We start from the raw sequence: 26579 nt of genomic DNA, 5'->3' as shown, positions 1-26579 counted from the left end.
GGGGAAAAATTAGATGGTGTAATCGATAGTAAAGGTCGCAACACCTTTAACCGGGCCTTCGGTTACCGGAGTAGCAGAGTTCACTTTTACATAACCAGTGGTGTACTTCAGCTGAGTACCGGTAGTAGCAGAGTAGCTTTCGGTCATGGTGTCAGAACCGTCGAAGGCTACGCGATGTGAATCGCTGAGACGCTGGATACCGATACCGATACCGGTAGCGCCGCCAGCTGCGGTGTTGTCCAGGATGGTTTTATCGCTGGAGGTGACACCGGCAACGTTTACAGTCAGGCCGGTAACCGGGTTAGCGCTGCCCTGTGCGCAGTCAGTAACTTTAAAACCGAAGTCCTGAGTTTTGAACAGAGTACCTGCAGCTTCAGCATTTGCTTCCGCAGTGGTCACAGTGATCAGCTGAACGATACCGTTGTTCAGGGTACCAGTCGGAGTCACGACGCAAGAGTTAGCTGCATCAGCGACTTCACCCAGTACAGTTACCTGAGCGGTGTTGGTTGCCATTGCCTGAGCACTCAGCACTGCAGATGCAGCGACCATTACAGCTACGATTGTCTTTTTCATTTAATTAATCCATATATAGATACTTAGTCCTGTGTAGAGTTGATAACAGTTATCAAGGGAATGGAGTATGCATTCGCATTGATATTGAAAATAAGCGCCAGCATTCCTTTATATAGTGCTGAGACCAATCATCCTGTTGAACAACGCTACCATATCGCTTGCCATAGCGAACCATGGAGAAGCGGGAGTAATTTAAAAGTCTGGTGCAAAAAATGCTTGTGAATTGTTGATGAAGCACCTGTGAATTTAATGCTGCCCCCCCTCTCTGATGAGATGTGGATTCCAGTTGAGATTAATTTAATCTGAAAATCTGACCATTAAGCAAGTTAGCTATCGCTTGTTTTTTTATCTGCGGTATCCTGTGGGCTGAACTTCAATGTGAAATGTACCTGTTTTCATCTGAAACAAGAATGTTCACATAATCGTTTGGTTGAAATCATTTGATTTTATTATGGATAATAGGGTTACGTGGGGCAAGGATATGGATGACGCAGTATTATTTAATGGGTGTATAATTAATCAGGAGATTATATTTAATGCCAATATGAATGAGCTGCGGCCGCTTGCCGGGGACGGGGAGTGCATCAGCCTCAATGCGCCAACCGCCAGATGCTTGCTGCTGCTTTTGCAGAATTGCGGCAAAGTCATTTCACGGGATGAGTTCCTGGCGGCTGTATGGGAAACACGGGGGGTGGTCGTTTCGCAAAATACGTTCTATCAAAATATCTCTTTGCTGCGAAAATCGCTGGTAAAAGCTGGGCTATCTGAGGATATCATTATCACCGTCCGGCAAAAAGGCTTTAGCGTCGCTCCGAATACATTGGTCATTCCTCTCTCTGATGAAGAGTGCAAGAATATGAATCGGGTGACATTAACGCATTATCAGAATAATAAAGTTGTCGACTTTATTTCTGAAGAAAAGGAAAAGCCTGACACTCATTTAAATCTTCCACTAATAGAAAACTCATCAAAGCATGGCAGTGATTTGATGGCAAATAAACCGGAAGAAGGTGAAAAAGCATCTGAGCGGTTGCATGTTACTTTTAAAATACCCGTATGGTTAATCGCGCTAATTGTCGTGATGATTGTAATTAATATTATTGTGTTGGTCGTGCTAAACCGGTAGCTCGTCACAGCCAGGGGTTATAGCGCGGTGCGATAGTCATTTGCTGGTCACCTTAACACCCGTCTGTCGAAATCTTCCTATCCGAAGGTCTGCCAGAACGTCCTGGCAGACCTTCAGTTTATTAACGCTGCTTCAGCCCTAAATCCAGCGGCGTCTTGCTGGGTTCCCCGCCGATCTCGCGCGCCAGCTTCGGCACCATATAGCCGGAGATGAGGGTCAATAGTTCACGCATGATTTCACGGGCTTCATCATCGCTGACCATGAAGTGCGCCGCCCCCTGCACCCGATCCAGCACATGCAAGTAGTAGGGCATTACCCCGGCGTCAAACAGCGCATTGCTGAGGTCGGCCAGGGTTTGCGCGTTGTCGTTCACCCCGCGCAGCAGCACGCTCTGATTGAGCAACGTGACGCCCGCCTGACGCAGCATGGCCATCGCTGCGCGAAACTCACCGTCAATTTCATTGGCGTGGTTAACGTGGTTAACCAGGATCACCTGCAGCGACGAACGCTGGAAGCGGCTAGCCAGCGTCTCGGTGATGCGCGCCGGGATCACAATTGGCAGGCGGCTGTGAATACGCAGACGCTTAACGTGCGGAATAGCTTCCAGCTGGGTCATCAGCCAGTCAAGCTCATGATCCTTCGCCATCAGGGGGTCGCCGCCGGAGAAGATGATTTCATCAAGCTGCGGATGCGCCGCGATGTAGTCCATCGCCGTCTGCCAGTTGCGCCTGGTGCCCTGATTTTCGGCGTATGGGAAGTGGCGGCGGAAGCAGTAACGACAATTTACCGCACAACCGCCTTTCACCAGCAGCAGGGCCCGGTTGCGATACTTGTGCAACAGACCGGGCACCACGCTGTGCTGTTCTTCCAGCGGATCGGTGGAATAGCCGGGGGCGACGATAAACTCTTCCTCGGCGGTAAGTACCTGACGAAGCAGCGGATCGTTAGGGTTGCCTTTCTCCATGCGGGCGATAAACGCGCGCGGGACGCGCAGCGGGAACAGGCGTCTGGCCTCGCGTCCGGCCAGCAGTTTTTCATCAGCGTCTACATTTAAAAGACGCAGCAGTTCATCAGGACTGGTCACAACATTGGCAAGTTGCGTTATCCAATCTTCTCTGGATGGGGTATTTAGGGTTACAATATGCGCCATTTTGTGGCTTAGCTACCAGTTAAACAATTTCAGAGGGCCTTATGGCGACTTACTATAGCAACGATTTTCGTGCTGGTCTTAAAATCATGTTAGATGGCGAACCTTATGCGGTAGAAGCCAGCGAATTCGTTAAACCAGGTAAAGGCCAGGCGTTTGCGCGCGTTAAGCTGCGCCGTCTGCTGACCGGTACCCGCGTTGAGAAAACCTTCAAATCTACCGATTCCGCAGAAGGCGCGGACGTTGTCGATATGAACCTGACTTACCTGTACAACGACGGTGAGTTCTGGCACTTCATGAACAACGAAACCTTCGAGCAGCTGTCTGCTGACGCGAAAGCGATCGGTGACAACGCTAAATGGCTGCTGGATCAGGCTGAGTGCATCGTGACCCTGTGGAACGGCCAGCCGATCGCGGTCACCCCGCCGAACTTCGTTGAGCTGGAAATCATTGAAACCGATCCAGGCCTGAAAGGCGACACCGCGGGTACCGGCGGTAAACCGGCGACCCTGTCTACTGGCGCGGTGGTTAAAGTTCCGCTGTTCGTTCAGATTGGCGAAGTGATCAAAGTGGATACTCGCTCTGGCGAATATGTATCCCGCGTGAAGTAATTTCGCGTCATGATGACCGGCGTAGCCTCCGTGCTGCGCCGCTCTTTTCGTACAGTCACAACGAGCACGATACATGAAGCGCAGCGTTAAACTCCTGGTGTTACTCTTTCTGAGCAGCGCGCTGTTGGCTGGCTGCAATACCGCCCGCGGTGTGGGTGAAGATATTCAGGGCCTGGGCCACGCTATCTCTCACGCTGTGAGCTGAATTTCCCTGCCGTTTCGTTGATGGCGCTTGCCTCCCGGTATGTCAGCCTCCTCCACGCATACTCCTTTTCTCTTAAAAATCGCAAAGATCCCTTCATCTTTGGACGGTTTGTCTATGCTTATAGGGCATGAAAACAAAACTGACACTAAGGATGACATTATGGTGAAAAAAACGATTGCAGCGTTCTTTACGGTTTTGGTCCTCTCTTCAGCACTGACCGCTTGTAACACCACGCGCGGTGTCGGTGAGGATATTTCAGACGGCGGTAACGCAATCTCTGGCGCGGCAACCAAAGCTCAGCAATAAACGCCGTCAACGGTACGGTTTAGCGCCGTACCGTTCTTCACTTCTCTCATTCCGTTGGATATACTCACCACGACTTTTCATCCACCTTACGGGACGACCCGTAAGCGTTTCTCATCCGGGGACGGCCCCAGCAAAGGAGCCTTATGTCCTGGATAGTCTTGTTTATCGCTGGTCTGCTGGAAGTGGTGTGGGCCGTCGGCCTGAAATATACCCATGGCTTTAGCCGCCTGGTTCCCAGCGTTATCACCATCGTGGCGATGGTGGCCAGCATGGCGCTGCTCTCATGGGCGATGAAAACCCTACCGGTAGGTACCGCCTACGCCGTCTGGACCGGGATCGGCGCCGTGGGCGCCGCCGTGACCGGTATTGTGCTGTTAGGGGAATCCGCCAGCGCCATGCGTATCGCCAGCCTTGTCTGTATCGTGATTGGCATCATTGGCCTGAAGATCAGCGCGCACTAATCATAGCGCTGATTGACCCAGACCAGTTTGCCGACATCAAAGCCCTGTCGGGTGGCAATGTCCAGCATCTGCTGCCTGACCTCCGGGGCGATGGTCGGCGCCCGGGCCAGCAGCCAGAGATAGTCGCGATCGGGGCCGCAGACCAGCGCGTAACGATACTCCTTATCCAGAGCAATGACGTTATAGCTGCCGTAGAAAGGGCCGAAGAAGGAAATCTTCAGCGCGGCGCGGCTGGGCTCCCCGGTAAAGTACGCTACCCCGTCCGTTTTCTGCCACATGCCGCGGTCGGGGTTATAACCTTTATTCACCACATCCAGACCGCCGTCATCACGTGAGTGCCAGGCGATCGTGACTTTTTCCAGCCCGCTTTCAAAAGGGTGGTCAAAGCGGGCGATTTCATACCAGGTACCCAGATAGCGCTGAACGTCGAAGGGACTGACCACGGTGACGCCCGGCGGCGGGGTGGGCGTGCTGCAGGCGACAGACAGGAACGAGACGGCAATCGCGGTGATTATCGGCAGGATACGCATGGCATGCTCCTTGCTGGCTTTTAAGCTAAGTGTAGAGTCCAGCAGGGAAAAGGCGGCAAGATTTTTCTATGAAGCGAGCCCGGTAGCAGAAATGCGACCGGGCTCTTGCAGGATCAGATAAACAGTACGCCAACGAGGGTGATGACGCTGAGGATTGCCGCCAGGCCGTAGAAGACCCATTTACCGTTTGGCACATGGATTTTCAGATCGTGCATGGCGTGGTGAATACGATGCAACCCACACCACAGCGGCAGGACAATCATCAGAAAGATGAATGCGCGGCCGATAAAGCTTTGGGCAAAAGCCAGCACACGCTCATAGCTGAAGGCGTCGGCCGGGGCAAGCCCCAGCGGCAGCAAGATGCCGACCAGCAGCACCATCACCGGCGCGACGATCGCGCCCCACATGCCACCTGCGCCAAACAGCCCCCAGAATACGGGTTCATCGGAACGTTTCGGATTGGGATTAATCATCTCAGCCTCCTTACCAGAACAGGGCGACAAACAGGATCACCACGGTGACCACCGCCGTCACCACCCAGAGCCCTTTAATGACCGGCTCTGGCCCCATTTTTTCGCCTTTGATGATGACGTTGGCGGCTTTCGGCGCCAGCTCAAACCAGGTTTTGGTGTGCAGCAGCGCCGCCGCCAGAGTAATCAGGTTGAGGATTACCACCACCGGGTTTTGCAGGAATCCGATATATCCCGCCCAGCTCTCGGCGCCGTGCTTGAGGGCAAACAGCCCATAAATCAGCACAATGCTAAACCATACCGTCGGTACCGCCGTGCCTTCCCGTACCATGTAGAAGCGATAAAACGGCAGCTTTTTCCACCAGGTGGAGGTCATTGGTCGCACGTAGGGTTTGCGTTTCGTCGTCATAATGCACTCCTTAGCGTGGTTTCAGGGTGGCGATAAGAAAGTCTTTCGAGCTTTCCACCTTGCCCTGCTGGATCGCGGCCGCCGGGTCGACGTGCTTCGGACACACTTCCGAGCAGTAGCCAACGAAAGTACAGGTCCAGACGCCATTCTGGCCGTTAAGCTGCGCCATGCGTTCCTTTTTACCGTGGTCGCGGCTGTCTTCGTTATAGCGGTGGGCGAGGGTGATCGCCGCCGGGCCGATAAATTCCGGGTTCAGGCCGAACTGTGGACAGGCGGCATAGCACAGCCCGCAGTTGATGCAGCCGGAAAACTGATGGTATTTCGCCATCTGGGCCGGGGTCTGCTTGTTTGGCCCCTGGTCAGGCGTGCGGTTATTGCCGATGATATACGGCTTAATGGCTTCCAGGCTTTCGATAAAGTGGGTCATGTCCACCACCAGATCGCGCTCGATCGGGAAGTTGGCCAATGCCTCCACCTTGATGCCTTTGGTGTAATCGCGCAGGAAGGTTTTGCAGGCCAGCTTCGGCACCTTGTTGACCATCATGCCGCAGGAACCGCAGATTGCCATTCGGCAGGACCAGCGGTAGCTCAGGTCTGGCGCCAGGTTGTCTTTGATGTAGCCCAGCGCGTCCAGCAGCGAGGTCTGTTCATCGTAAGGCACGTCATAGAATGCGCTGTGCGGTGCGGTGTCGACCTCCGGATTGTAGCGCACCACTTCGACTTTCAGGTTTTTCATCTCAGCCATGGGTGGTCTCCTTCTTCTCAGCCGCGTCCGCTTCTGCGCCATAGACACGTTTTGCCGGCGGCAGCGTGGTGATCTTCACATCGCCATATTCCAGACGGGTAGTGCCATCGGCCTCGCGGAAGGCGAGAGTGTGCTTGAGGAAGTTGACGTCGTCGCGTTCGGTACAGCCTTCATCCAAACGCTGGTGCGCCCCGCGCGATTCTTTACGGGCGATGGCCGAGTGCGCCATACATTCGGCAACGTTTAAACCGTGCCCCAGCTCAATGGTGTAAAGCAGATCGGTATTGAACACGCTGGAGTTATCAGTAATGCGCACGCGCTTAAAGCGTTCCTGCAGTTCAGCCAGCTTGTCGATCGTTTTCTGCATCAGCTCCGGCGTGCGGTAGATGCCGCAGCCTTCCTCCATCGACAGCCCCATTTCATCGCGAATTTTCGCCCAGTTTTCGTTACCTTCCTGGTTGACGAGATCTTTCAGGCGCTGCTCCACATCGGCAGCCTGCGCATCGAGGGCGGCGCCGTTTGCCTCGCCCGCCTGAGCGGCGCGCTGCATGGCCTGCTCCCCGGCCAGGCGGCCGAAGACCACCAGCTCGGCCAGCGAGTTGGAGCCCAGACGGTTGGCGCCATGTAAGCCAACGGACGAGCATTCGCCCACGGCAAACAGCCCTTTGATTCGGGTTTCGCACTGCTGATCGGTTTCAATACCGCCCATGGTGTAGTGCGCGGTCGGGCGCACCGGGATCGGCTCTTTCACCGGATCGACGCCGACGTAGGCTTTCGCCAGTTCACAGATAAACGGCAGACGCTCCAGCAGTTTTTTCTCGCCGAGGTGGCGGAGATCGAGGTAGACCACGTCGCCGCGCGGCGTCGGGATGGTGTTCCCTTTCCGCCACTCGTGCCAGAAGGCCTGGGACACTTTGTCGCGTGGGCCCAGCTCCATATATTTATTCTTCGGTTCGCCGAGCGGGGTTTCCGGGCCCATGCCGTAATCCTGCAGATAGCGGTAGCCGTTTTTGTTGACCAGAATCCCGCCTTCGCCGCGGCAGCCTTCGGTCATCAGGATCCCGGAGCCCGGCAGGCCGGTCGGGTGATACTGAACGAATTCCATGTCGCGCAGCGGCACGCCATGGCCCAGGGCCATCCCCATCCCGTCACCGGTGACGATGCCACCGTTGGTGTTGTAGCGGTAGACGCGCCCGGCGCCGCCGGTAGCCAGCACCACGGCGTTAGCGCGGATCTGCACCAGGGTGCCTTCCATCATATTCATCGCCACCAGGCCGCGGGCCTGCCCGTCATCGACCAGCAGGTCAAGGACGAAATGTTCGTCAAAGCGCTGAATTTGGGGAAACTGAAGGGAGGTCTGGAAGAGGGTATGCAGCATGTGGAAGCCGGTTTTGTCGGCGGCAAACCAGGTGCGTTCGATTTTCATGCCACCGAAGCGCCGGACGTTGACGCTGCCGTCGGGGCGGCGGCTCCATGGGCATCCCCACTGCTCCAGCTGGGTCATTTCCGTCGGGCAGTGATGAACAAAATAGTCGACGACATCCTGCTCGCACAGCCAGTCGCCTCCCGCGACGGTGTCGTGAAAATGGAACTCAAAGCTATCGTGATCCTGGGCAACGGCTGCGGACCCCCCTTCTGCAGCGACCGTATGGCTGCGCATCGGATAGACTTTAGAAATCAGGGCGATTTTAGCGTTGGGGTTGGCCTGAGCGGCGGCGATAGCGGCACGAAGGCCTGCCCCGCCGGCGCCAATTACGGCGAGATCGGCTTGAAAAGTTTGCACGACATTCCTCCAGTTTTAGTGTATTTCGCCGCCGGGCTGGCGAAAAAGTATCACTGCTCCTTTATAGGTACAGGAGTATAGCCTTAGGGTCAGTATGGAAAATTGACGTGTTCGATTTTTTTATCGATATGTGCGGTTATTTATCAGTGGTATTTATGCGTCAGGGTTAACGATAGATTAATGGCATGTAGTCTGCCGGAGATTGCACAAAATTTGTTTCACTCGCCGGTTGCGAGTAGACTTCGTGCCCTTAATTTGCAATCGGAGAAAGTACCATGAGCGAGACGGCAACCTGGCAGCCGAGCGCACCCATTCCCAATCTGTTGAAGCGCGCGGCTGTGATGGCGGAAATCCGCCGTTTCTTTACCGATCGCGGCGTGCTGGAGGTGGAGACGCCTTGCATGAGTCAGGCGACGGTAACGGATATTCATTTGTTCCCGTTCGAAACCCGTTTCGTCGGCCCGGGCCATTCTCAGGGGCTTAACCTGTACCTGATGACCAGTCCGGAATACCACATGAAGCGCCTGCTGGCGGCAGGTTGCGGCCCGGTCTTCCAGCTGTGCCGCAGCTTCCGTAATGAAGAGATGGGGCGTCATCACAATCCGGAATTCACCATGCTGGAGTGGTATCGTCCATGCTATGACATGTATCGCCTGATCAATGAGGTGGACGATCTGCTGCAGCAGGTGCTGGAGTGCCAACCGGCGGAAAGTCTCTCCTATCAGCAGGCGTTTCAGCGCCATCTGGAAATTGACCCGCTCTCTGCCGATAAAGCACAGCTGCGTGAAGTCGCAGCGAAGCTGGATCTGAGCAATATCGCCGATACTGAAGAAGATCGCGATACCCTGCTGCAGCTGCTGTTCACCATGGGCGTGGAGCCGCACATCGGCAAAGATCGACCAACGTTCATTTATCATTTCCCGGCGACTCAGGCCTCTTTAGCGCAGATCAGCCCGGAAGATCATCGGGTCGCTGAGCGCTTTGAGGTCTATTACAAAGGTATTGAGCTGGCGAACGGTTTCCACGAGCTGACCGACGTCCATGAACAGCGCCTGCGGTTTGAGCAGGATAACCGCAAACGCGCCGCGCGCGGCCTTCCGCAGCAGCCCATCGATAACAACCTGCTGGCGGCGCTGGAGGCGGGTTTGCCGGACTGCTCCGGCGTGGCGCTGGGCGTTGACCGCGTGGTCATGCTGGCGCTGGGCGCTGAAAGCATCGGCGAAGTGATCGCCTTTACGGTAGACCGCGCCTGATCGCTTTTTCACCTCCCTCCGCCGGCGGGTGGGGGAGGTGAAAGACGACTCTGAACCTGACACCCTCGCCCCGGCTTTAGCCCGAATACCCACAATTTCCCTCCGTGATTTTGCTACTATCCGCGCTCTTTTTATGAGGCCAGGCGTCGCTCGTCGGGCGATGCCCACGTTTGGATAGATTTATGCATCAACAACTCAAGAAGATGAGCCTGATCGGGCTGATTCTGATGATCTTCACCTCGGTGTTTGGCTTTGCCAACAGCCCATCGGCGTTTTATCTGATGGGCTATAGCGCGATGCCGTTTTACCTTTTTTCCGCCCTCTTTTTCTTTATCCCGTTCGCGCTGATGATGGCGGAGATGGGCTCAGCTTATCGTCGCGAAGAGGGCGGGATCTATTCCTGGATGAACCACAGCGTCGGGCCGCGCTTTGCCTTCATTGGTACCTTTATGTGGTTTGCCTCGTACGTAGTGTGGATGGTGAGTACCGCCGCTAAGATCTGGGTCCCGCTATCTACTTTTTTGTTTGGCGCGGACAAAACCCAGACCTGGGCGCTGGGTAGCCTGACGCCGACGCAGACGGTCGGTATTCTGGCGGCCTGCTGGATGGTCGTGGTGACCTTTATTGCCGTCAAAGGGATCAATAAAATCGCTAAAATTACCGCCGTCGGCGGTATCGCGGTGATGGGGCTTAACCTGGTGCTGCTGCTGGTGAGCGGGGCGATCCTTCTGCTTAACGGCGGTCATTTCGCCCAGCCGTTAAACTTCACCCTTTCGCCTAATCCCGGGTATCAGTCGGGCATGGCGATGCTGTCGTTTGTGGTATTTGCCATCTTTGCCTATGGCGGAATTGAGGCGGTTGGCGGCTTAGTGGATAAGACCGATAAGCCGGAAAAGAACTTTGCCAAAGGTATTATCATCGCGGCGATTGTTATCTCGATCGGTTACTCGCTGGCGATTGTGCTGTGGGGCGTGAGCGCCAACTGGCAGCAGGTGCTTGGCGCGCGTTCGACCAACCTCGGCAACATCACCTATGTGCTGATGACCAGCCTCGGGGCGACGCTGGGCCAGGCCCTGTACCTGACCCCTGCGGCGTCAGCCCTGACCGGGGTCTGGTTCGCCCGTATTACCGGCCTGTCGATGTTTCTCGCCTACACCGGCGCGTTCTTCACCCTCAGCTATTCTCCCCTGAAAGCGATTATCCAGGGCACGCCAAAAGCGCTCTGGCCGTCGGTGATGACCCGTCTCAACGTCAACGGAATGCCCGCCGCGGCGATGTGGCTGCAGTGTCTGCTGGTCGGGGTGTTTATCGTACTGGTATCGTTCGGTGGGGATAGCGCTTCCGCGTTTTATAACAAGCTGACGCTGATGGCCAATGTCTCTATGACCTTGCCTTATCTGTTCCTGACCATCGCCTTCCCGTTCTTCAAGGCGAAAACCCATCTTGACCGGCCGTTCATGATCTTCAAAAACCGTCCGTCGACGCTGCTGGCGACCGGCGTGGTGCTGCTGGTGGTGACCTTCGCCAATATCTTCACCATTATCCAACCCGTCATCGACAGCGGGGACTGGAACAGTACCCTGTGGATGGTGGGTGGGCCGCTCTTCTTCTCACTGCTGGCGCTGGGGATCTACGAAAGCTACCGTCGGCGCATGGCGTCCGGCGCGCTGGTGATGGAGAGTTAAAGAGCCTGCCCGGCGGTGCCGCCGGGCAGGGGATGGTTTACAGGCTACCAGCCGTACGGCGGCTGGTTTTTCCGGCCGAGGTCATGGTTTTACTGCTTTGCCTGCCGTCAATACTTTCCAGACGCATCTGGAACGGAGGGAACGGCATATCAATGCCATGCTCGCGGAAGCCCGCCAGGATCAGCTGATGCATCTCATGGCGCAGCGGCATGCGGTGCCCCATCTCCGCGGCAAAAATACGTAGCTCGAAAATCTGGATCCCCTGCTGCAGGTCGACGAGAAACGCCTCCGGCGCCGGGGTATCGATGACCAGCGAGCAGCGATGCGCCGCGGCGATGAGAATTTTCGTCACCTCTTCGGTATCGGCGTCCACAGGCGCCGGCACCGTCAGCACCACGCGGGTAACCGAGTCCGACAGCGACCAGTTGATAAACTGTTCGGTAATGAACGCCTTGTTCGGCACGATAATCTCTTTTCGGTCCCAGTCGCTGATGGTGGTCGCACGGGTATTAATGCGGGTGACGCTGCCCGTCAGGTCGCGAATGGTGACCGTATCGCCGATGCGGATCGGCTTCTCAAACAGGATAATCAGGCCGGAGATAAAGTTGGCGAAGATCTCCTGCAGGCCAAACCCGAGACCCACACCCAGCGCGGCGACCAGCCACTGCAGCTTCGACCACTCGATACCGATCATCGAGAAGCCCACCAGCCCGCCGACCAGCATCAGCAGATACTTAGTGATGGTGGTGATGGCGTAGCCGGTGCCGGGCGTTAAATCGAGATGCTGGAGGATCGCCAGTTCCAGCAGCGCGGGCAGGTTGCGTACCAGCTGAGTGGTGATGATCAGCACCAGAATGGCAATCAACACCGCGCCAAGCGTAATAGGCTCAAGGCTTTCCACCCCTTGTACCGTCGAGGTCACGTCCCACAGCGAGATATTCTCAAGGAAGCCAAACGCCGAGTGAATTTCCGACCACAGCACGATGACCGATAGCAGCGCGATCAGCATCAGCAGGGAGCGGACAAGCCGCAGCGACTGGGTACTGATGGCATCGAGGTCGACCTCGCTGACCTCCGTCTCCACCGACCCTTCCGGGCTGCTGACGTGAACGGGCTCATCTTCGCCGCGGGCGCGCTGAGCGAGAATTTCCGCGCGACGATGGCGGGCCCGGTCGAAGGCCAGCCGGCGGCGCTGGATCAGCATCCAGCGGCGGATGATGTGATAGACCACCAGCAGCAGGAACCAGATGGCGACCGAGGTTTCCAGACGCGCAAGCAGCGCCTGGGCGGTGGCGAGGTAGCCGACGGCGGCCGCCAGCATGGCCACCAGCGGGGCGCCAAGCATCAGGTTCCACAGCAGGCGGTTCACCATATTGTCGCCATTCCCCTCTTTATCCAGATAGAGCGGAATACCGGCGTGCTTAAGGCTCAGGGTGACCACCGCCAGCGCGCCGCAGATCAGCAGGAAGCACAGGCGGCCCAGCGAAGCGGAGAATTCGCGGTCGTTAAGATTATCGAACATGATCAGCGCCATAATCAGCGGCACAATCAGCCCGATGCTCATCAGGTAGTAGCGCATCGCCTTCGCCACGCGGCTACGCGGCCAGCCGAAGTGGGCGATAAACAGCCCGTTTGGCCGGGCGAAGGTGGCGCAGATCATCACCACCCACAGCAGAGGCACCGTCGCGGTGACTCCATCGCCAATCGCCACCGCCAGCGGGAACGGCCAGGCGGACTGCAGACCATAGCCGAGCGTCATCCACAGCACCGGCAGCGGCGAGGCCACCAGTATCGACCAGAAGACCGTGCGCAGCGTCAGCCAGAAGTGATCCTGGGTGACTTTCCCCACCCGGGCGCTGGAGCGCTCGAGAAAGCGGGTGAAATGGCGCCGCGAGCTGATGCTAAAGCCAACCAGCAGCAGGGCGGCAAACAGCGGCAGCAGGGTCTCTTTGCTGGTAAGCATCATCGCGCTGGCTTTACCCAGTTCGCTGATGGTATCCAGGGAGATCAGGCGCCGCAGATCCTGGACGATCTCCAGCGGCCAGGAGAAGCCGATGGGGCTGACGTCCGAAGTCCAGAACAGATAGCGGTGGGTGGCTTCGTTGATCTCTTTCAGCGCGTCTTCCAGCTGGCCGTTGGCGACCTTCAGCTTGGTGAGCTCCAGCATCAGGGTGTCGCCGCCGCGCAGCAGCGAGTTCAGCAGCTCGTTCTGCGTGCGCAGCTGCGCCTGCAGGATCTTGTTCTGCTCGCTGGTCAGCGGTTCGCCGTCGGCCTGGCGGATCTGCCGCAGCTGCGGCTGCTTACTCAGCAAATCTTCAAAGCGCAGACGCTGCACGCGCAGCTGCGCCATTTCCGTATCCAGCTGCTGCGGGCGAGGGCGCTCCGGCAGCCGCGCCACCTGGGCGCGCAGGGCTTCGCCCAGCAGATTGGAGGAGCCCAGCCACTGCGACTGCTCGCGCAGGGTGTTTAACGCCTGGCGCACCTGCAGCGTTTGATTCGTCGCCTGTCGCTGCTGGGACGCCACCAGATCCATGCGCTGCGCCTGCTGGTTCAGCGCCTGGGAGAGCTCACGGTTGACCTTAAACTGGGCGGTGATGTCCGGCGGCAGGTTTTCACTGTTCTCCGCCAGCAGTTCGGTACTCTCCAGCGCCTTTTCCGCCTCCCGCTGGCGCTGGCTGTTTTGCAGATTGCGCAGCGCCTGCAGATAGGCATCCAGCTGCTCGCTCTGTTTTTGCGCCAGCTCGGAACGGGCGCGCGACAGCTCCTGGCGGTTGTTGGCGGAGAGCTGGGCGAGGTCGAGTTCATCCACCAGCGCCTTCAGACGCGCTGATTCCGCCTGCAGAGCAAGATTTTGCGCCTGGGCGAGAGCATTGTTGCCGGTTTGCGTGCCGATGCGGCGCTCAACCTCATTGAGCTGACGACGGGCATCGGTTTGCTGCTGCGGCAGCTGGTTCAGGGAGTCGGCGATTTCACGCGCGCGATCCTGCTCCTGCTGCGCCTGGCGGCTCGATTCCAGCAGCTGGCTGCTGACCTGCAGGATCTCCTGGTTCAGCGCATCGGCGGTCAGGCCGGTTGGCACCTGGCGCGGCTCTTCGCTCAGATTATTGAGCTGAGCACGCAGGCTTTGAAACAGTTTGGGGAAATTGTCGATAACGTCCTGATACTGACGGGCGCGCTCGAGGGATGATTTTCGCTCCTCAAGCGCGTTCAGCGCGGACTGCAGAACTTCAACGGTTTCAGGCTGGGCGGGCTTTGCCGCCTTCGCCTGTTCCAGTTCCTGGGTTATCTGTTTAGCATCCGGGGCTGTCGCAGCGTACGCCCCGAAACTGAGGCTCAAGGCCAACAGGAAAGTGTATATCAGGCGCACGGCATAACCCTTTTGCTGAAGAATTAACCTTGGTCTTGTTTATCGTCAACCAGCGGGCTGGCGCGGTGTTCGGCGCGGATCTCTTCTTCCGGTAACGGCGCGGGTTCAGCGGCGGCGGTCGCTTCCACTGCTGTCGCCAGCGGTTGGCCGATCTTGGTCACGGACAGGCTTTGCAGCGTGTCGACCAGCTTCACCTGGCCCGGGGCAAACAGGTTGATCACGGTGGAACCCAGTTTGAAGCGGCCCATCTCCTGGCCTTTCAGCAAGGCGATGGAGCCTTCGTTGTCGCCAGCGGGCCAGGTCCAGCGTTTAATAATGCCTTCGCGCGGCGGGGTCACGGTGCCGGACCACACGGTCTCGATGCTGCCGACGATAGTTGCGCCCACCAGAATTTGCGCCATCGGGCCAAACTCAGTATCAAACAGGCAGATGACGCGCTCGTTACGGGCGAACAGGTTCGGCACGTTCTGCGCCGTCAAGTGGTTAACAGAGAACAGGTCGCCAGGAACGTAGATCATTTCGCGCAGGATGCCGTTGCACGGCATGTGTACGCGGTGATAGTCGCGCGGCGACAGGTAGGTGGTGGCGAAGCTGCCGTTACGGAACAGGTCGGCCATCTGATAGTTGCCGGCCAGCAGGGCTTCCAGACTGTAGTCATGACCTTTAGCCTGCAGGATTTTATCGTTCTCAATGGCGCCAAGCTGGCTGATCACGCCATCGGCCGGCATCACCAGCACGTTTGGATCGGTATTCAGCGGGCGAACGTCGTCGCGCAGCGGGCGCACGAAGAAATCGTTGAAGGTGCGATAAGCCGCGGTATCCGGCTTCTGCGCCTCTTTCATATCGACCTTGTAGTATTTCACGAACAGATCGATGACCAGCTTCGTCAGCCAACCTGCGCGTTTGCTCGCACCCCAGCCTGCGAGGCGGGTGAGCCACAGTTTAGGCAGAATGTATTGCAGTGAAAGTTTAAGATCGTTTAACAAAGTAGCCTCCAGGCCATGATATGTCGTTCCTGACCCCGCCTGCGGGCGGGGACCTGAAAAAAGGGGACGATTCTATACGTAAAACTCGCCAAATGGCATCCGCGTAAGCTGCGTCATCACTGCTGCCCGGCAGCGCCTTACGTGATGCTCAGCTTAATGATCAGTCATCGGACGAGGAAAAGTTTTTACGCGTTTTTACCTGTACCTGCGCCATGCTTTCCAGGATGCGGTGGTAGTTCTCAAAACGGCTTTCGGCGATCTTGCCGTTCTCTACCGCTTCGCGAAGCGCACAGCCAGGATCGGTATCGTGTTTACAGTCGCGATATTTGCAACGGCCTAAATAATCATGGAATTCGACAAAGCCGTTGGTGATTTGTTCCGCTTCCAGATGCCACAGGCCGAACTCACGTACCCCCGGTGAATCAATCACATCGCCGCCGTGCGGGAAGTGATAGAGGCGTGCCGCGGTGGTGGTGTGTTGACCTAAGCCGGAAACGTCCGAGACATCATTGGTGAGGATCTGATCCTCGTTCAACCCGAGCAGGGCGTTCAGCAGGCTCGATTTACCGACCCCGGACTGCCCGGCGAAGATACTGATGCGGTCGGTCAGGGCCGCTTCCAGCGGCTTAAGGCCGTCCTGAGTCCGACTGGAAACCAGCAGCACGCGGTAACCGATGTTGCGGTAGATATCCATTTGCTCATTGACGAAGCGCAGACCATCATCATCCAGCAGATCGATTTTATTCAGCACAATGAGCGGCTCGATATCCTGCGCTTCGCAGGCCACCAGATAGCGATCGATAATATTCAGCGACAGCTCAGGCAGGATCGCGGAAACCACCACGATCTGGTCGATATTGGCGGCGATAGGCTTCACGCCGTCGTAAAAATCCGGACGCGTCAGGACGGAGGCGCGATCGTGCACCGCCTCGACGATCCCTTTGACGCTTACGCCGTCGGCGGCGTCTTTACCCGGCCGCCAGACCACGCGGTCGCCGGTGACCAGCGAGCGGATCGTCCGGCGGATATTGCAGCGATGCACGCTGCCGTCAGCGGATTCGACGTCGGCATGCATACCAAAGCGACTGATGACAATGCCTTCCGACGTTTCGCCAAACAGGTTGTCATCGTAGTCGGCCTTCTCCGCAGTGGTTTTCAGACGGCGCTGGTGGTTGGCTTTGACGCGGCGCTGCTGGCCTTTGGAGAGTTTATTTTTACTCAATCGAACTGGCTCCTGGTCGCCCTGATGGGGCAAAACCTCTATGATACACGCTATTTTAGATGAATATAGTCACGCGAGAAGGGTGGAAAATAGCATGAGTGCAAATGAAAACAACCTCATTTGGATCGATCTTGAGATGACAGGGCTGGATCCGGAGCGCGATCGCATTATCGAAATCGCCACCCTGGTGACCGATGCCAACCTGAACATTCTGGCTGAGGGCCCGACCATCGCGGTGCATCAGTCGGACGCTCAGCTGGCATTAATGGACGAGTGGAATGTGCGGACTCATACCGGCAGCGGTCTGGTGGATCGCGTAAAGGCCAGCACCGTCAGCGAGCACGATGCCGAACTGGCGACCATTGAGTTTCTTAAGCAGTGGGTGCCGGCGGGCAAGTCGCCGATCTGCGGCAACAGTATCGGCCAGGATCGTCGCTTCCTGTTTAAGTACATGCCGCAACTGGAAGCCTATTTCCACTATCGCTATCTGGACGTTAGCACGCTGAAAGAGCTGGCGCGCCGCTGGAAGCCGGAAATTCTCGACGGCTTTAAAAAGCAGGGCACTCATCAGGCGATGGACGATATCCGCGAGTCGGTCGCCGAGCTGGCTTACTACCGCGAACACTTCATTAAGCTGTAAACCGCGACCGGGCCCTGTGCGCGGCCCGGTACACTTTTCTGCGTTATTTAAACCACTTCTGCTGCATCTGCTGGAAGTCAGGTGTCGCCATGACCGCGGCCAGGGCATCGTTGATGGCGTTCAGCAGCTCCGGATCGTCTTTGCGCACCGCAATCGCATACTGCTTACCGTAATAAGCCGGGTCGGTGGCCCGTTCATCCATGATGGCGTAGTCAGGGTTCTCCTGCTGCCAGGCGTCGAGGGTGGCGAAGTCGCCCATGACGCCGGTTATTTGCCCGGCTTTCAGCGCGGCCAGGGCGCTGGCGACATCGTCGTAAGGGACAGCCTGTACGGCTTTCTGTTTATCACGCAGGTAGCGCTGATGCAGCGTGCCTTTCACCACGCCGACTTTTTTAGCCTTCAGATCGGCAAAGGTATGGGCGACATCTTTGTTGACGATCACTACCCCGGAGAGCGCCTGGCGATAGGGTCGGCTGAAGGCGACCTGCTTCTCACGCATCGGGATCACTTCCATGCCGGCAATCACCGCGTCAAATTTCTTAAAGCGTAAAGCCGGGATCAGGGTATCGAAACGCTGCGCCGTGAACTGGCACTGCGCCTGCATCTGCTGGCACAGGGCGTGCGCGAGATCGATATCGAAGCCAACGGGCTGATTTTTGCCGTTGGCGGTGACAAACGGTGGATTGGCCGTGGTGGTGCCAAAATGGAGCGTCTCGGCTGACGCGGTTCCGATGGCCAGCGTGCTCAGCAGCAGGACGGTGAGGACTTTTCTCATGCTAATTCCCTGTTTGGCGTCGGGGTGGCCTCGTTATACGTCGCGCCACCGCTGTATGATGCGAGCGATTTTGCGTCATTCAGCCGGGCGGAAAAAGCGATTTTGCCCATTATGACGCTTATTTATACAATTCAGCGGCGTAGATGGCGAGAAAATGTCCATTTAAACAAAAAACGCAAAAAAGTGATCGTCAGGGGGTTGCAGGGGCATCGAATTCTCGTATAATGCGCCTCCCGTAACGACGCAGAAATGCAAATTACGACGCCATCGAAATATGGCAAAAAATGCAGTAACGCGGGAATAGCTCAGTTGGTAGAGCACGACCTTGCCAAGGTCGGGGTCGCGAGTTCGAGTCTCGTTTCCCGCTCCAAAATTTGAAAGCACCATCCTGATCAAAGGATTTCATCTCGCAGATGCGGGGCGAAAGCCGAAGATTAAGCGGGAATAGCTCAGTTGGTAGAGCACGACCTTGCCAAGGTCGGGGTCGCGAGTTCGAGTCTCGTTTCCCGCTCCAAAATTTGAAAGACACACCACACCAGTCGCAGTTTTCAGGTTGCTAGACGGTAGCTTGAATGACGATGATTAAGCGGGAATAGCTCAGTTGGTAGAGCACGACCTTGCCAAGGTCGGGGTCGCGAGTTCGAGTCTCGTTTCCCGCTCCAAATTTTCTTCCATCTCTTATTTATCCACAGTGCAATCCAGCGCCGGGGATGATTTTCGTTTGGCCTGCAGAAATACTGTGAACAGAGTTATCCACAGGTTGTCGTTCCGTCACTGGCGGCGCAAATGCTTCGCTTTGTAAATAGTATCTTTGTATGTGATTGAAATTTAATAAACAAATTTCATTTCAAAATGTTAATCCGATCACTTGACCTTGGTCTGCGCCTTGAAACGCAATGTGTTTTAGATTTTATTCACAGCCTGTGAATGAATCAGGCGTCGCGCGGCAAGCCTTTCTCTACCACTCTGACCAGACGTAATTTTTTCGGCAGCTGTACTTCAACGGCGTCGGCGTTCCGCTTTTTCAGTTGCTGGGCAATCGCCCACTCAATGTGTTCGTCGAGAAGCGGGTGCTCGCCCCGGCGGCTCTCCAGGGCGCGAAGATGGGCTTCATCCCAGGGCGCATTGCCCAACGCGACGGCGATATTGCGCAGCCAGCGCAGGTGGCCAATGCGACGAATCGCCGACCCTTCGGTCACCTTCAGAAACCACGCTTCGCTCCAGGCGAACAGCTCCACCAGCGGCGGGGCATGCAGCGCTTTGCGTGGGCTGAAATCCTCTTCATCGGTGAGCTGTGAGAAACGGTTCCACGGGCAGATAAGCTGACAATCATCACAACCGTAAATACGGTTGCCGATTAGTGGACGGAACTCCTCGGGGATTGCACCTTCCAGTTCAATGGTGAGATAGGAGATGCAGCGCCGGGCGTCGACGGTATAGGGCTCAACGATGGCCCCGGTGGGACAGATGGTCATGCAGGCGACGCAGCGCCCACACTCCTCCGCGATCGGGCTGTCGACCGGCAGGGGCAGATCAATCAGCAGTTCGCCGAGGAAAAAGAACGATCCGGCGTCGCGGCTTAAGATTAGTGAGTGCTTACCTGTCCAGCCAAGGCCCGCTTTTTCTGCGATTGGCCGTTCCAGGATAGGCGCGGAATCGACAAAAGGTCTAAAATTGAGCGAAGCACACTGTTCCTGAATCTTCTCCCCCAGCTTTTTCAGGCGATTACGTAGCAGCTTATGATAATCACGCCCGAGGGCATAACGGCTGACGTAACCCAGCGTGGGATCTTTCAGGGTGCGGGCAAAGGCGGCGTTAGCGGGCAGATAGTTCATCCGCACGCTGATGACGCGTAACGTACCGGGCAGCAGTTCGTGGGGACGGGCGCGCATCATACCGTGACGGGCCATCCATTCCATTTCGCCGTGGTATTGTTTATCCAGCCATGCCTGCAGTTTGGGTTCACTGGCGCTGAGGTCGGTATCGGCGATCCCCACCTGCTGGAACCCAAGCTCTGTGCCCCATTGTTTGATTTGTTGCGCTAACTGAACGAGATCGAGGGGCTGTGACATGATGGACCATACAATGACGAAAAACCCTGACAGTATACCATACAACATTTGGCCTGCGGAGGCGCTGCGCCTGGCCGAACGAGAGGCGGCGGACAGCCTGGGGCTGACGCTGTTCGAACTCATGCAGCGCGCGGGCGAGGCGGCGTTCCAGCTGGCCAGCTGTGCTTATCCTGCCAGCGCGCACTGGCTGATCCTCTGCGGACATGGCAACAACGGCGGCGACGGATATGTCGTTGCGCGTCTGGCACAGGCCGCGGGGCGGCGGGTGACGCTGCTGGCGGTGGAGAGTGACAGCCCGCTGCCGGAAGAGGCGCAGGCGGCGCGGGAGGCATGGCTTAACGCCGGCGGCGTGATCCATGCGGCGACTATCCCATGGCCCGACGATATCTCACTGATTATTGATGGCCTGCTCGGCACCGGTCTGCGCAGTGCGCCGCGCGATCCCGTTGCGGCGCTCATCCACCAGGCGAACCACCACCCGGCGCCGGTGGTGGCGCTGGATATCCCTTCCGGCCTGAATGCGCAGACGGGCGCGACGCCAGGTGCAGTGGTACAGGCCGACCATACGCTGACCTTTATCGCCCTCAAGCCGGGGCTGCTGACCGGCAAGGCGCGGGATGTCGTCGGGCAACTCCACCATCATGCGCTGGGGCTCGAACGCTGGCTCGCCGGACAAAGCACTCCTCTGACGCGGTTTTGCGCCGCCCACCTCGCCGACTGGCTGCCGCCGCGGCGGGCCACCTCCCATAAAGGCGATCACGGTAAACTGGTGATTGTCGGCGGCGATCGCGGCACGGCAGGCGCTATCCGTATGTGCGGTGAAGCGGCCCTACGTAGCGGCGCGGGACTGGTGCGAGTACTTACTCACCCGGAGAACGTGGCGCCCATTGTCACCGTGCGGCCGGAATTAATGGTAGATGAGCTGACGTCGCAGACTCTGAAAGCCGCGCTGCAGTGGGCTGATGTGGTGGCGATTGGCCCTGGCCTGGGGCAGCGCGAATGGGGACGCAGCGCCCTGCGCACGGTGGAAAGTTTTAACAAACCGATGGTCTGGGACGCCGACGCGCTGAACCTGCTGGCATTCAATCCCGATAAACGTCACAATCGCGTGCTAACGCCGCACCCCGGCGAAGCGGCCCGTCTGCTGAACGTCAGCGTGGCAGAAATTGAAAGCGATCGCTTACTTTCTGCGCAGCGTCTGGTAAAACGGTATGGTGGCGTGGTTGTGCTGAAAGGCGCGGGCACGGTGGTGGCCAGTGAAAGCGGGGCGATGGGCATTATCGATGCCGGCAATGCCGGGATGGCCAGCGGCGGGATGGGCGATGTGCTCACCGGCATCATCGCCGCGTTGTTAGGACAGCACCTGACGCCGTATGATGCTGCCTGTGCCGGGTGCGTCGCTCATGGCGATGCCGCCGACCGACTGGCCGCCCGCGAGGGCACCCGCGGCATGCTGGCGACCGATCTCTTTTCCACGCTCAGGCGTGTTGTTAACCCGGATGTGATTGACGTAGACCATGATTAACCGAGTGATTCCTTTACCCGATGAGCAGGCCACGCTGGCCCTTGGCGACCGCATCGCGCAGGCCTGTACCGGCGCCACCGTGATTTATCTGTATGGTGATTTAGGCGCGGGGAAAACGACCTTCAGCCGCGGCTTTTTGCAGGCGCTCGGTCACCGCGGCAATGTCAAAAGCCCAACTTATACCCTGGTGGAGCCCTATACCCTCGAGAACCTGATGGTGTATCACTTCGATCTCTACCGTCTGGCGGATCCTGAGGAACTCGAATTTATGGGGATCCGTGATTATTTTGCCGACGATGCCATCTGCCTGGTGGAATGGCCGCAGCAAGGCGCAGGTGTCCTGCCTGACCCGGATGTTGAAATTCACCTTGATTACCAGGCACAAGGGCGTGAGGCGCGTATTACCGCGATCTCCTCACGGGGTGAATCTTTACTGGCGCGTTTAGCCTTTTAGCCTGAAGGATGACGGGATGAAGTATCGCATAACCACCTGGCTTGCCGCTGCGCTGATGCTGTCGAGTCTTCACGCCACTGCGGCGAGTTTATCCGATATCCAGGTCTCTAACGGAGACCAGCAGGCCCGTATTACCCTAAGCTTTGTCGGTGAGCCGGAGTACTCCTTTACCCCACAGGGTAAACGTCTGGTGGCGCTGGATATCAAGCAGACCGGCGTATTGCAGGGACTACCGCTGCAGTTTAGCGGCAGCAACCTGGTGAAGAGTATTCGCGCCGGCACGCCGCAGGATACGCAGACGCTGCGTCTGCTGGTGGATCTGACGGAAGATGGCAAAACCCGGGCGGTGAAGCAACAGAACGGGGCGAATTACACGGTGGTCTTTACCATCAACGCCGACGCGCCGCCGCCGCCGCCTCCGCCGCCCGTGGTGGTGAAACGGGCCGACCCGCCGCCGGTGATGCCTTCCCGGACGACGACGTCAGGGCGTAACCCGTTCAGCTCGTCGGGTCATGAACGGCAGACGGTGATGACCTCCTCTCAGCCGGCGATGACCAACAATCAGACCGTGACTCGCCCGGCGGCCCGCACGGTGTCGGCGGATGATAAAGTCATTATCGCCATTGATGCCGGGCACGGCGGCCAGGATCCTGGCGCGATTGGCCCGAACGGCACCAAAGAGAAAAACGTCACTATCGCTATCGCGCGCAAGCTGCGGGCGTTACTGAACGCCGATCCGCAGTTTAAGCCGGTGCTGACCCGCGACGGAGATTACTTTATTTCGGTGATGGGCCGCTCTGACGTGGCGCGTAAGCAAAACGCCAATTTCCTCGTCTCTATCCATGCTGACGCCGCGCCAAACCGCGATGCCACCGGCGCCTCGGTGTGGGTGCTCTCGAACCGTCGCGCCAACAGCGAAATGGCCGGTTGGCTCGAGCAGCATGAGAAGCAGTCTGAACTGCTCGGCGGTGCGGGCGATGTGCTGGCAAACAGCCAGGCCGACCCCTACCTGAGCCAGGCGGTGCTGGATCTGCAGTTTGGTCATTCCCAGCGCGTCGGCTACGATGTGGCGACCAACGTGCTGAGCCAGCTGCAGCGTATTGGCAACCTGCACAAACGCCGCCCGGAGCATGCTAGCCTTGGAGTGCTGCGCTCGCCGGACATCCCGTCGATCCTCGTGGAGACGGGCTTTATCAGTAACAACGGCGAAGAGCGGCTGCTGGGTAGCGATGATTACCAGGAGCAGATTGCGGAGGCGATTTATAACGGCTTACGCAACTACTTTATGCAGCATCCGCTGCAGTCGGCGCCTCGCGGCGAGGCGGCGCAGACCGCCAGCGCCGCGGCGCCGGGCGGGATGTTGATTAACTAAGGAGCAGGGGATGCCGATTCAGGTTCTGCCGCCGCAGCTCGCCAACCAGATTGCCGCCGGCGAGGTGGTGGAGCGGCCCGCGTCGGTGGTGAAAGAGCTGGTTGAGAACAGTCTTGATGCGGGCGCCACGCGGATTGACATTGATATCGAACGCGGCGGCGCGAAGCTCATTCGCATCCGCGATAACGGCAGCGGCATCAAAAAAGACGAGCTGGCGCTGGCCCTGGCTCGTCATGCGACCAGCAAGATCGCCTCGCTTGACGATCTGGAGGCCATTATTAGCCTCGGCTTTCGCGGCGAAGCGCTGGCCAGTATCAGTTCGGTAGCGCGCTTAACGCTGACTTCGCGCACGGCGGAGCAGCAGGAAGCCTGGCAGGCGTATGCTGAAGGCCGCGATCAGGCGGTGACGGTGAAGCCGGCGGCGCACCCGGTCGGTACCACTCTGGAAGTCCTCGATCTGTTCTATAACACCCCGGCGCGGCGCAAATTTATGCGCACCGAAAAGACCGAGTTCGGCCACATTGACGAGGTGGTGCGCCGCATTGCGCTGGCGCGCTTCGACGTCACTATCAACCTCAGCCATAACGGCAAGGTGATGCGCCAGTATCGGGCCGTCGCTCAGGATGGCCAGCGCGAGCGCCGGCTGGGGACAATTTGCGGCGCCGCTTTTCTCGAACATGCGCTGGCGATCGAGTGGCAGCATGGCGATCTGACCCTGCGCGGCTGGGTCGCCGATCCGCTGCATACCACCCCGGCGCTGGCGGAAATTCAGTATTGCTACGTTAACGGGCGGATGATGCGCGATCGGCTGATCAACCATGCTATCCGCCAGGCCTGTGAAGACAAGCTGGGCGCCGATCAGCAACCGGCGTTTGTGCTGTATCTGGAGATCGATCCCCATCAGGTGGATGTAAACGTCCACCCGGCCAAGCATGAGGTGCGTTTTCATCAGTCGCGCCTGGTGCACGACTTTATCTACCAGGGCGTACTGAGCGTACTGCAGCAGCAGCTTGACGCGCCGCTGGCGGAAAAAGACGACCCGCCGGCGCCGCGCCCGATGCCGGAGAACCGCATCGCCGCGGGCGGCAACCAGTTTGCGCGCCCAGCGGAAGCGCGGGAACCTGCGGCCCGCTTCAGCATCACGCCATCGCGTGAGCCTGCGGCCTCCAGCGCCAGGCCGGGCGGCGCGAGCTGGCCGCATGCGCAGCCGGGTTACCAGAAGCAGCAGGGAGCGCTTTATCGTCAACTGCTCGACACGCCAACGGCGCCAAAGCCAGCGTTGCAGCCTCCGGCGGCGGCAGAGTTGGCCGGTCACAGTCAGAGCTTTGGCAGAGTGCTGACGATTGTTGGCGGCGACTGCGCGCTGCTGGAGCGCGAGGGCGGTCTGGCGCTGCTGTCGTTGACCGTTGCCGAGCGCTGGCTGCGCCAGGCGCAGTTGACCCCGGGAGCGGAGGCGGTATGTGCTCAGCCGCTGCTGATCCCGCTGCGGTTAAAAGTTACGGAAGGGGAAAAGCAGGCGCTGGCCGCCGCTCAGCCGGCGCTGGCGCAGCTAGGGATCGATGTGCATACCGATGCCCTGCACGTGACGGTGCGCGCGGTCCCTTTACCCTTAAGACAACAAAATTTACAAATCTTGATTCCTGAACTGATAGGCTACCTGGCGCAGCAAAACGCATTCGACGTCGGCAATATCGCCCAATGGATGGCGCGTAATCTGACGAGCGAACAGACGTCATGGAATATGGCGCAGGCGATTGCGCTGCTGGCGGACGTTGAGCGTCTTTGCCCGCAGCTGGTGAGAACGCCGCCGGGTGGCCTGTTACAACCTGTAGATCTCCATTCGGCGATGAATGCCCTGAAAGATGAATGATGTAACCGAGGCGAGCCTGCCCAAGGCAATTTTTTTAATGGGCCCGACGGCCTCCGGCAAAACCGCGCTGGCGATAGCCTTACGTAAAGTTTTGCCAGTAGAGTTGATTAGCGTTGATTCCGCCCTCATTTATCGGGGAATGGATATTGGCACCGCCAAACCGGATGCTGCGGAGCTTAGCGCTGCGCCGCATCGGCTGCTGGATATTTTGGATCCTGCGGAGGCCTATTCCGCGGCGGATTTTCGCCGCGATGCGCTGGCGGCGATGGCGGATATAGTCGCCGCCGGGCGAATTCCGCTGTTAGTCGGCGGAACGATGTTGTATTTCAAAGCGTTGCTGGAAGGATTGTCGCCCTTACCGTCGGCTGACCCAGAGGTCAGAGCGCGGATTGAGCAGCAGGCCGCAGAGCAGGGGTGGAATGCGTTACATCAGCAATTACAGGAGATCGATCCCGTGGCTGCTGCGCGTATTCATCCAAATGATCCGCAAAGGCTTTCCCGGGCACTGGAAGTTTTTTTCATTTCGGGTAAAACTTTAACGGAACTGACGCAAACGTCAGGAGACGCTCTGCCATATCAGGTGCATCAGTTCGCCATCGCCCCGGCGAGCCGTGAACTGCTCCATCAACGCATAGAACAGCGTTTTCATCAGATGTTAGCTTCAGGTTTTGAAGCAGAAGTACGGGCGCTTTTTGCCCGCGGAGATTTGCATACGGACATGCCTTCCATCCGTTGTGTCGGATACCGCCAGATGTGGTCATATCTCAATGGCGAGATCCCGTATGATGAGATGGTTTATCGAGGTGTTTGCGCCACGAGACAGTTAGCCAAACGTCAGGTCACCTGGCTGCGCGGTTGGGAAGGTGTGCACTGGTTAGACAGTGAACAACCTGAACAAGCGCTCAACAAAGTATTACAGGTTGTTGGTGCGAGCCAGAACTGAACGTGTACAATTAAACGGTATCGTGCGTAATTTTTTTTGAGAATCGTAA

Annotated in this window: 25 protein-coding genes and 3 tRNA genes; 16 read left to right on the top strand and 12 right to left on the bottom strand. The window is 57.8% G+C overall.

Annotation, left to right across the window (positions count from 1 at the left end):
- Positions 1 to 9: 9 nt before the first annotated feature.
- Positions 10 to 573 (bottom strand): fimbrial protein, encoded by a 564-nt coding sequence (locus AB1E37_RS23335; protein ID WP_004192507.1) that lies wholly within the window; start codon positions 571 to 573, stop codon positions 10 to 12.
- Between the two features lie 481 nt (positions 574 to 1054).
- Here AB1E37_RS23335 and AB1E37_RS23330 point away from each other — a divergent pair, with 481 nt between their 5' ends.
- Positions 1055 to 1699, top strand: coding sequence for a winged helix-turn-helix domain-containing protein (locus AB1E37_RS23330; protein WP_016831379.1), 645 nt, complete (start codon positions 1055 to 1057; stop codon positions 1697 to 1699).
- Between the two features lie 121 nt (positions 1700 to 1820).
- Here AB1E37_RS23330 and epmB read toward each other — a convergent pair whose 3' ends face one another.
- The gene (epmB, locus tag AB1E37_RS23325; RefSeq protein WP_002885500.1) at positions 1821 to 2849 is read right to left on the bottom strand and encodes an EF-P beta-lysylation protein EpmB; all 1029 of its coding nucleotides are present in this window, start codon (positions 2847 to 2849) and stop codon (positions 1821 to 1823) included.
- Between the two features lie 41 nt (positions 2850 to 2890).
- Here epmB and efp point away from each other — a divergent pair, with 41 nt between their 5' ends.
- From efp to sugE, 4 genes are all read left to right on the top strand, one after another.
- Positions 2891 to 3457, top strand: a complete 567-nt coding sequence (gene efp / locus AB1E37_RS23320; RefSeq protein ID WP_002885506.1) for an elongation factor P — start codon at positions 2891 to 2893, stop codon at positions 3455 to 3457.
- 73 nt (positions 3458 to 3530) lie between these two features.
- Complete coding sequence (locus tag AB1E37_RS23315) at positions 3531 to 3662, top strand: entericidin A/B family lipoprotein (protein WP_002885511.1); 132 nt, start codon at positions 3531 to 3533, stop codon at positions 3660 to 3662.
- Between the two features lie 159 nt (positions 3663 to 3821).
- Positions 3822 to 3968, top strand: coding sequence for a lipoprotein toxin entericidin B (gene ecnB, locus AB1E37_RS23310; protein ID WP_002885518.1), 147 nt, complete (start codon positions 3822 to 3824; stop codon positions 3966 to 3968).
- Between the two features lie 143 nt (positions 3969 to 4111).
- Positions 4112 to 4429, top strand: coding sequence for a quaternary ammonium compound efflux SMR transporter SugE (gene sugE / locus AB1E37_RS23305; protein WP_002885521.1), 318 nt, complete (start codon positions 4112 to 4114; stop codon positions 4427 to 4429).
- On the opposite strand, the gene AB1E37_RS23300 is transcribed toward sugE, so the two are convergent.
- The 5 genes from AB1E37_RS23300 to frdA all read right to left on the bottom strand — a co-directional run bounded on the left by AB1E37_RS23300 (position 4426) and on the right by frdA (position 8366).
- Complete coding sequence (locus AB1E37_RS23300) at positions 4426 to 4959, bottom strand: lipocalin family protein (RefSeq protein WP_032448214.1); 534 nt, start codon at positions 4957 to 4959, stop codon at positions 4426 to 4428. The two genes, sugE and AB1E37_RS23300, sit on opposite strands and share 4 nt — an antisense overlap.
- 113 nt (positions 4960 to 5072) lie before the next feature.
- The gene (frdD, locus tag AB1E37_RS23295; protein WP_002885526.1) at positions 5073 to 5432 is read right to left on the bottom strand and encodes a fumarate reductase subunit FrdD; all 360 of its coding nucleotides are present in this window, start codon (positions 5430 to 5432) and stop codon (positions 5073 to 5075) included.
- A 10-nt stretch (positions 5433 to 5442) separates the two neighbouring features.
- Positions 5443 to 5838: a fumarate reductase subunit FrdC gene (frdC, locus tag AB1E37_RS23290; RefSeq protein WP_002885530.1), complete on the bottom strand. Its 396-nt coding sequence runs from the start codon at positions 5836 to 5838 to the stop codon at positions 5443 to 5445.
- A gap of 10 nt (positions 5839 to 5848) precedes the next feature.
- Positions 5849 to 6583: a fumarate reductase iron-sulfur protein gene (gene frdB / locus AB1E37_RS23285; RefSeq protein WP_004177729.1), complete on the bottom strand. Its 735-nt coding sequence runs from the start codon at positions 6581 to 6583 to the stop codon at positions 5849 to 5851.
- Complete coding sequence (gene frdA, locus AB1E37_RS23280; RefSeq protein WP_117116868.1) at positions 6576 to 8366, bottom strand: fumarate reductase (quinol) flavoprotein subunit; 1791 nt, start codon at positions 8364 to 8366, stop codon at positions 6576 to 6578. Before frdA ends, frdB begins: the two co-directional genes overlap by 8 nt.
- Before the next feature lie 275 nt (positions 8367 to 8641).
- On the opposite strand from frdA, the gene epmA reads away from it, so the two are divergent.
- Complete coding sequence (gene epmA / locus AB1E37_RS23275) at positions 8642 to 9619, top strand: elongation factor P--(R)-beta-lysine ligase (protein ID WP_032448215.1); 978 nt, start codon at positions 8642 to 8644, stop codon at positions 9617 to 9619.
- Between the two features lie 182 nt (positions 9620 to 9801).
- Positions 9802 to 11304, top strand: coding sequence for a glutamate/gamma-aminobutyrate family transporter YjeM (gene yjeM, locus AB1E37_RS23270; protein WP_032448216.1), 1503 nt, complete (start codon positions 9802 to 9804; stop codon positions 11302 to 11304).
- 37 nt (positions 11305 to 11341) lie between these two features.
- On the opposite strand, the gene mscM is transcribed toward yjeM, so the two are convergent.
- The 3 genes from mscM to rsgA form a co-directional block, all read right to left on the bottom strand.
- Positions 11342 to 14671, bottom strand: coding sequence for a miniconductance mechanosensitive channel MscM (gene mscM / locus AB1E37_RS23265; RefSeq protein ID WP_004146716.1), 3330 nt, complete (start codon positions 14669 to 14671; stop codon positions 11342 to 11344).
- 23 nt (positions 14672 to 14694) lie between these two features.
- A complete protein-coding gene (gene asd / locus AB1E37_RS23260) occupies positions 14695 to 15657 on the bottom strand; it encodes an archaetidylserine decarboxylase (protein ID WP_002885536.1) in 963 nt (320 codons plus the stop codon).
- Positions 15658 to 15817: 160 nt separating this feature from the next.
- Positions 15818 to 16879, bottom strand: coding sequence for a small ribosomal subunit biogenesis GTPase RsgA (gene rsgA / locus AB1E37_RS23255; protein ID WP_004178332.1), 1062 nt, complete (start codon positions 16877 to 16879; stop codon positions 15818 to 15820).
- Positions 16880 to 16973: 94 nt separating this feature from the next.
- On the opposite strand from rsgA, the gene orn reads away from it, so the two are divergent.
- A complete protein-coding gene (gene orn, locus AB1E37_RS23250) occupies positions 16974 to 17519 on the top strand; it encodes an oligoribonuclease (RefSeq protein WP_002885538.1) in 546 nt (181 codons plus the stop codon).
- Between the two features lie 43 nt (positions 17520 to 17562).
- Here orn and AB1E37_RS23245 read toward each other — a convergent pair whose 3' ends face one another.
- Positions 17563 to 18294, bottom strand: coding sequence for a transporter substrate-binding domain-containing protein (locus AB1E37_RS23245; RefSeq protein ID WP_004177719.1), 732 nt, complete (start codon positions 18292 to 18294; stop codon positions 17563 to 17565).
- 294 nt (positions 18295 to 18588) lie between these two features.
- Here AB1E37_RS23245 and AB1E37_RS23240 point away from each other — a divergent pair.
- The 3 genes from AB1E37_RS23240 (at position 18589) to AB1E37_RS23230 (ending at position 18956) form a co-directional block, all read left to right on the top strand.
- Positions 18589 to 18664, top strand: a tRNA-Gly gene (locus tag AB1E37_RS23240).
- A gap of 68 nt (positions 18665 to 18732) precedes the next feature.
- Positions 18733 to 18808, top strand: a tRNA-Gly gene (locus tag AB1E37_RS23235).
- Positions 18809 to 18880: 72 nt separating this feature from the next.
- Positions 18881 to 18956: transfer RNA gene (locus AB1E37_RS23230), tRNA-Gly, on the top strand.
- A gap of 270 nt (positions 18957 to 19226) precedes the next feature.
- Here the strand turns inward: AB1E37_RS23230 and queG are convergent.
- Entirely contained in the window at positions 19227 to 20366 is a 1140-nt protein-coding gene (queG, locus tag AB1E37_RS23225; protein ID WP_004210690.1) for a tRNA epoxyqueuosine(34) reductase QueG, read from the bottom strand.
- A 13-nt stretch (positions 20367 to 20379) separates the two neighbouring features.
- Here queG and nnr point away from each other — a divergent pair, with 13 nt between their 5' ends.
- The 5 genes from nnr to miaA are packed head-to-tail and all read left to right on the top strand — an operon-like array spanning position 20380 to position 26530.
- Entirely contained in the window at positions 20380 to 21891 is a 1512-nt protein-coding gene (gene nnr / locus AB1E37_RS23220; protein WP_073553726.1) for a bifunctional ADP-dependent NAD(P)H-hydrate dehydratase/NAD(P)H-hydrate epimerase, read from the top strand.
- Entirely contained in the window at positions 21884 to 22345 is a 462-nt protein-coding gene (gene tsaE, locus AB1E37_RS23215) for a tRNA (adenosine(37)-N6)-threonylcarbamoyltransferase complex ATPase subunit type 1 TsaE (RefSeq protein WP_002885589.1), read from the top strand. The genes nnr and tsaE overlap by 8 nt, the downstream gene beginning before the upstream one ends.
- 16 nt (positions 22346 to 22361) lie before the next feature.
- On the top strand, positions 22362 to 23717 hold the full coding sequence (gene amiB, locus AB1E37_RS23210; RefSeq protein WP_004152021.1) for an N-acetylmuramoyl-L-alanine amidase AmiB: 1356 nt from the start codon (positions 22362 to 22364) through the stop codon (positions 23715 to 23717).
- 10 nt (positions 23718 to 23727) lie between these two features.
- Positions 23728 to 25587, top strand: a complete 1860-nt coding sequence (gene mutL, locus AB1E37_RS23205) for a DNA mismatch repair endonuclease MutL (RefSeq protein ID WP_032423993.1) — start codon at positions 23728 to 23730, stop codon at positions 25585 to 25587.
- On the top strand, positions 25580 to 26530 hold the full coding sequence (gene miaA / locus AB1E37_RS23200) for a tRNA (adenosine(37)-N6)-dimethylallyltransferase MiaA (protein WP_002885652.1): 951 nt from the start codon (positions 25580 to 25582) through the stop codon (positions 26528 to 26530). Before mutL ends, miaA begins: the two co-directional genes overlap by 8 nt.
- The last annotated feature ends 49 nt before the right edge of the window (positions 26531 to 26579 follow it).

The sequence above is a fragment of the Klebsiella sp. Shm-1 genome (assembly GCF_040804525.1).
Lineage (GTDB): Bacteria > Pseudomonadota > Gammaproteobacteria > Enterobacterales > Enterobacteriaceae > Klebsiella > Klebsiella pneumoniae.
Note: the sequence above shows the minus strand (reverse complement) of the source record. Positions and strands in the feature narration are given on the sequence as shown.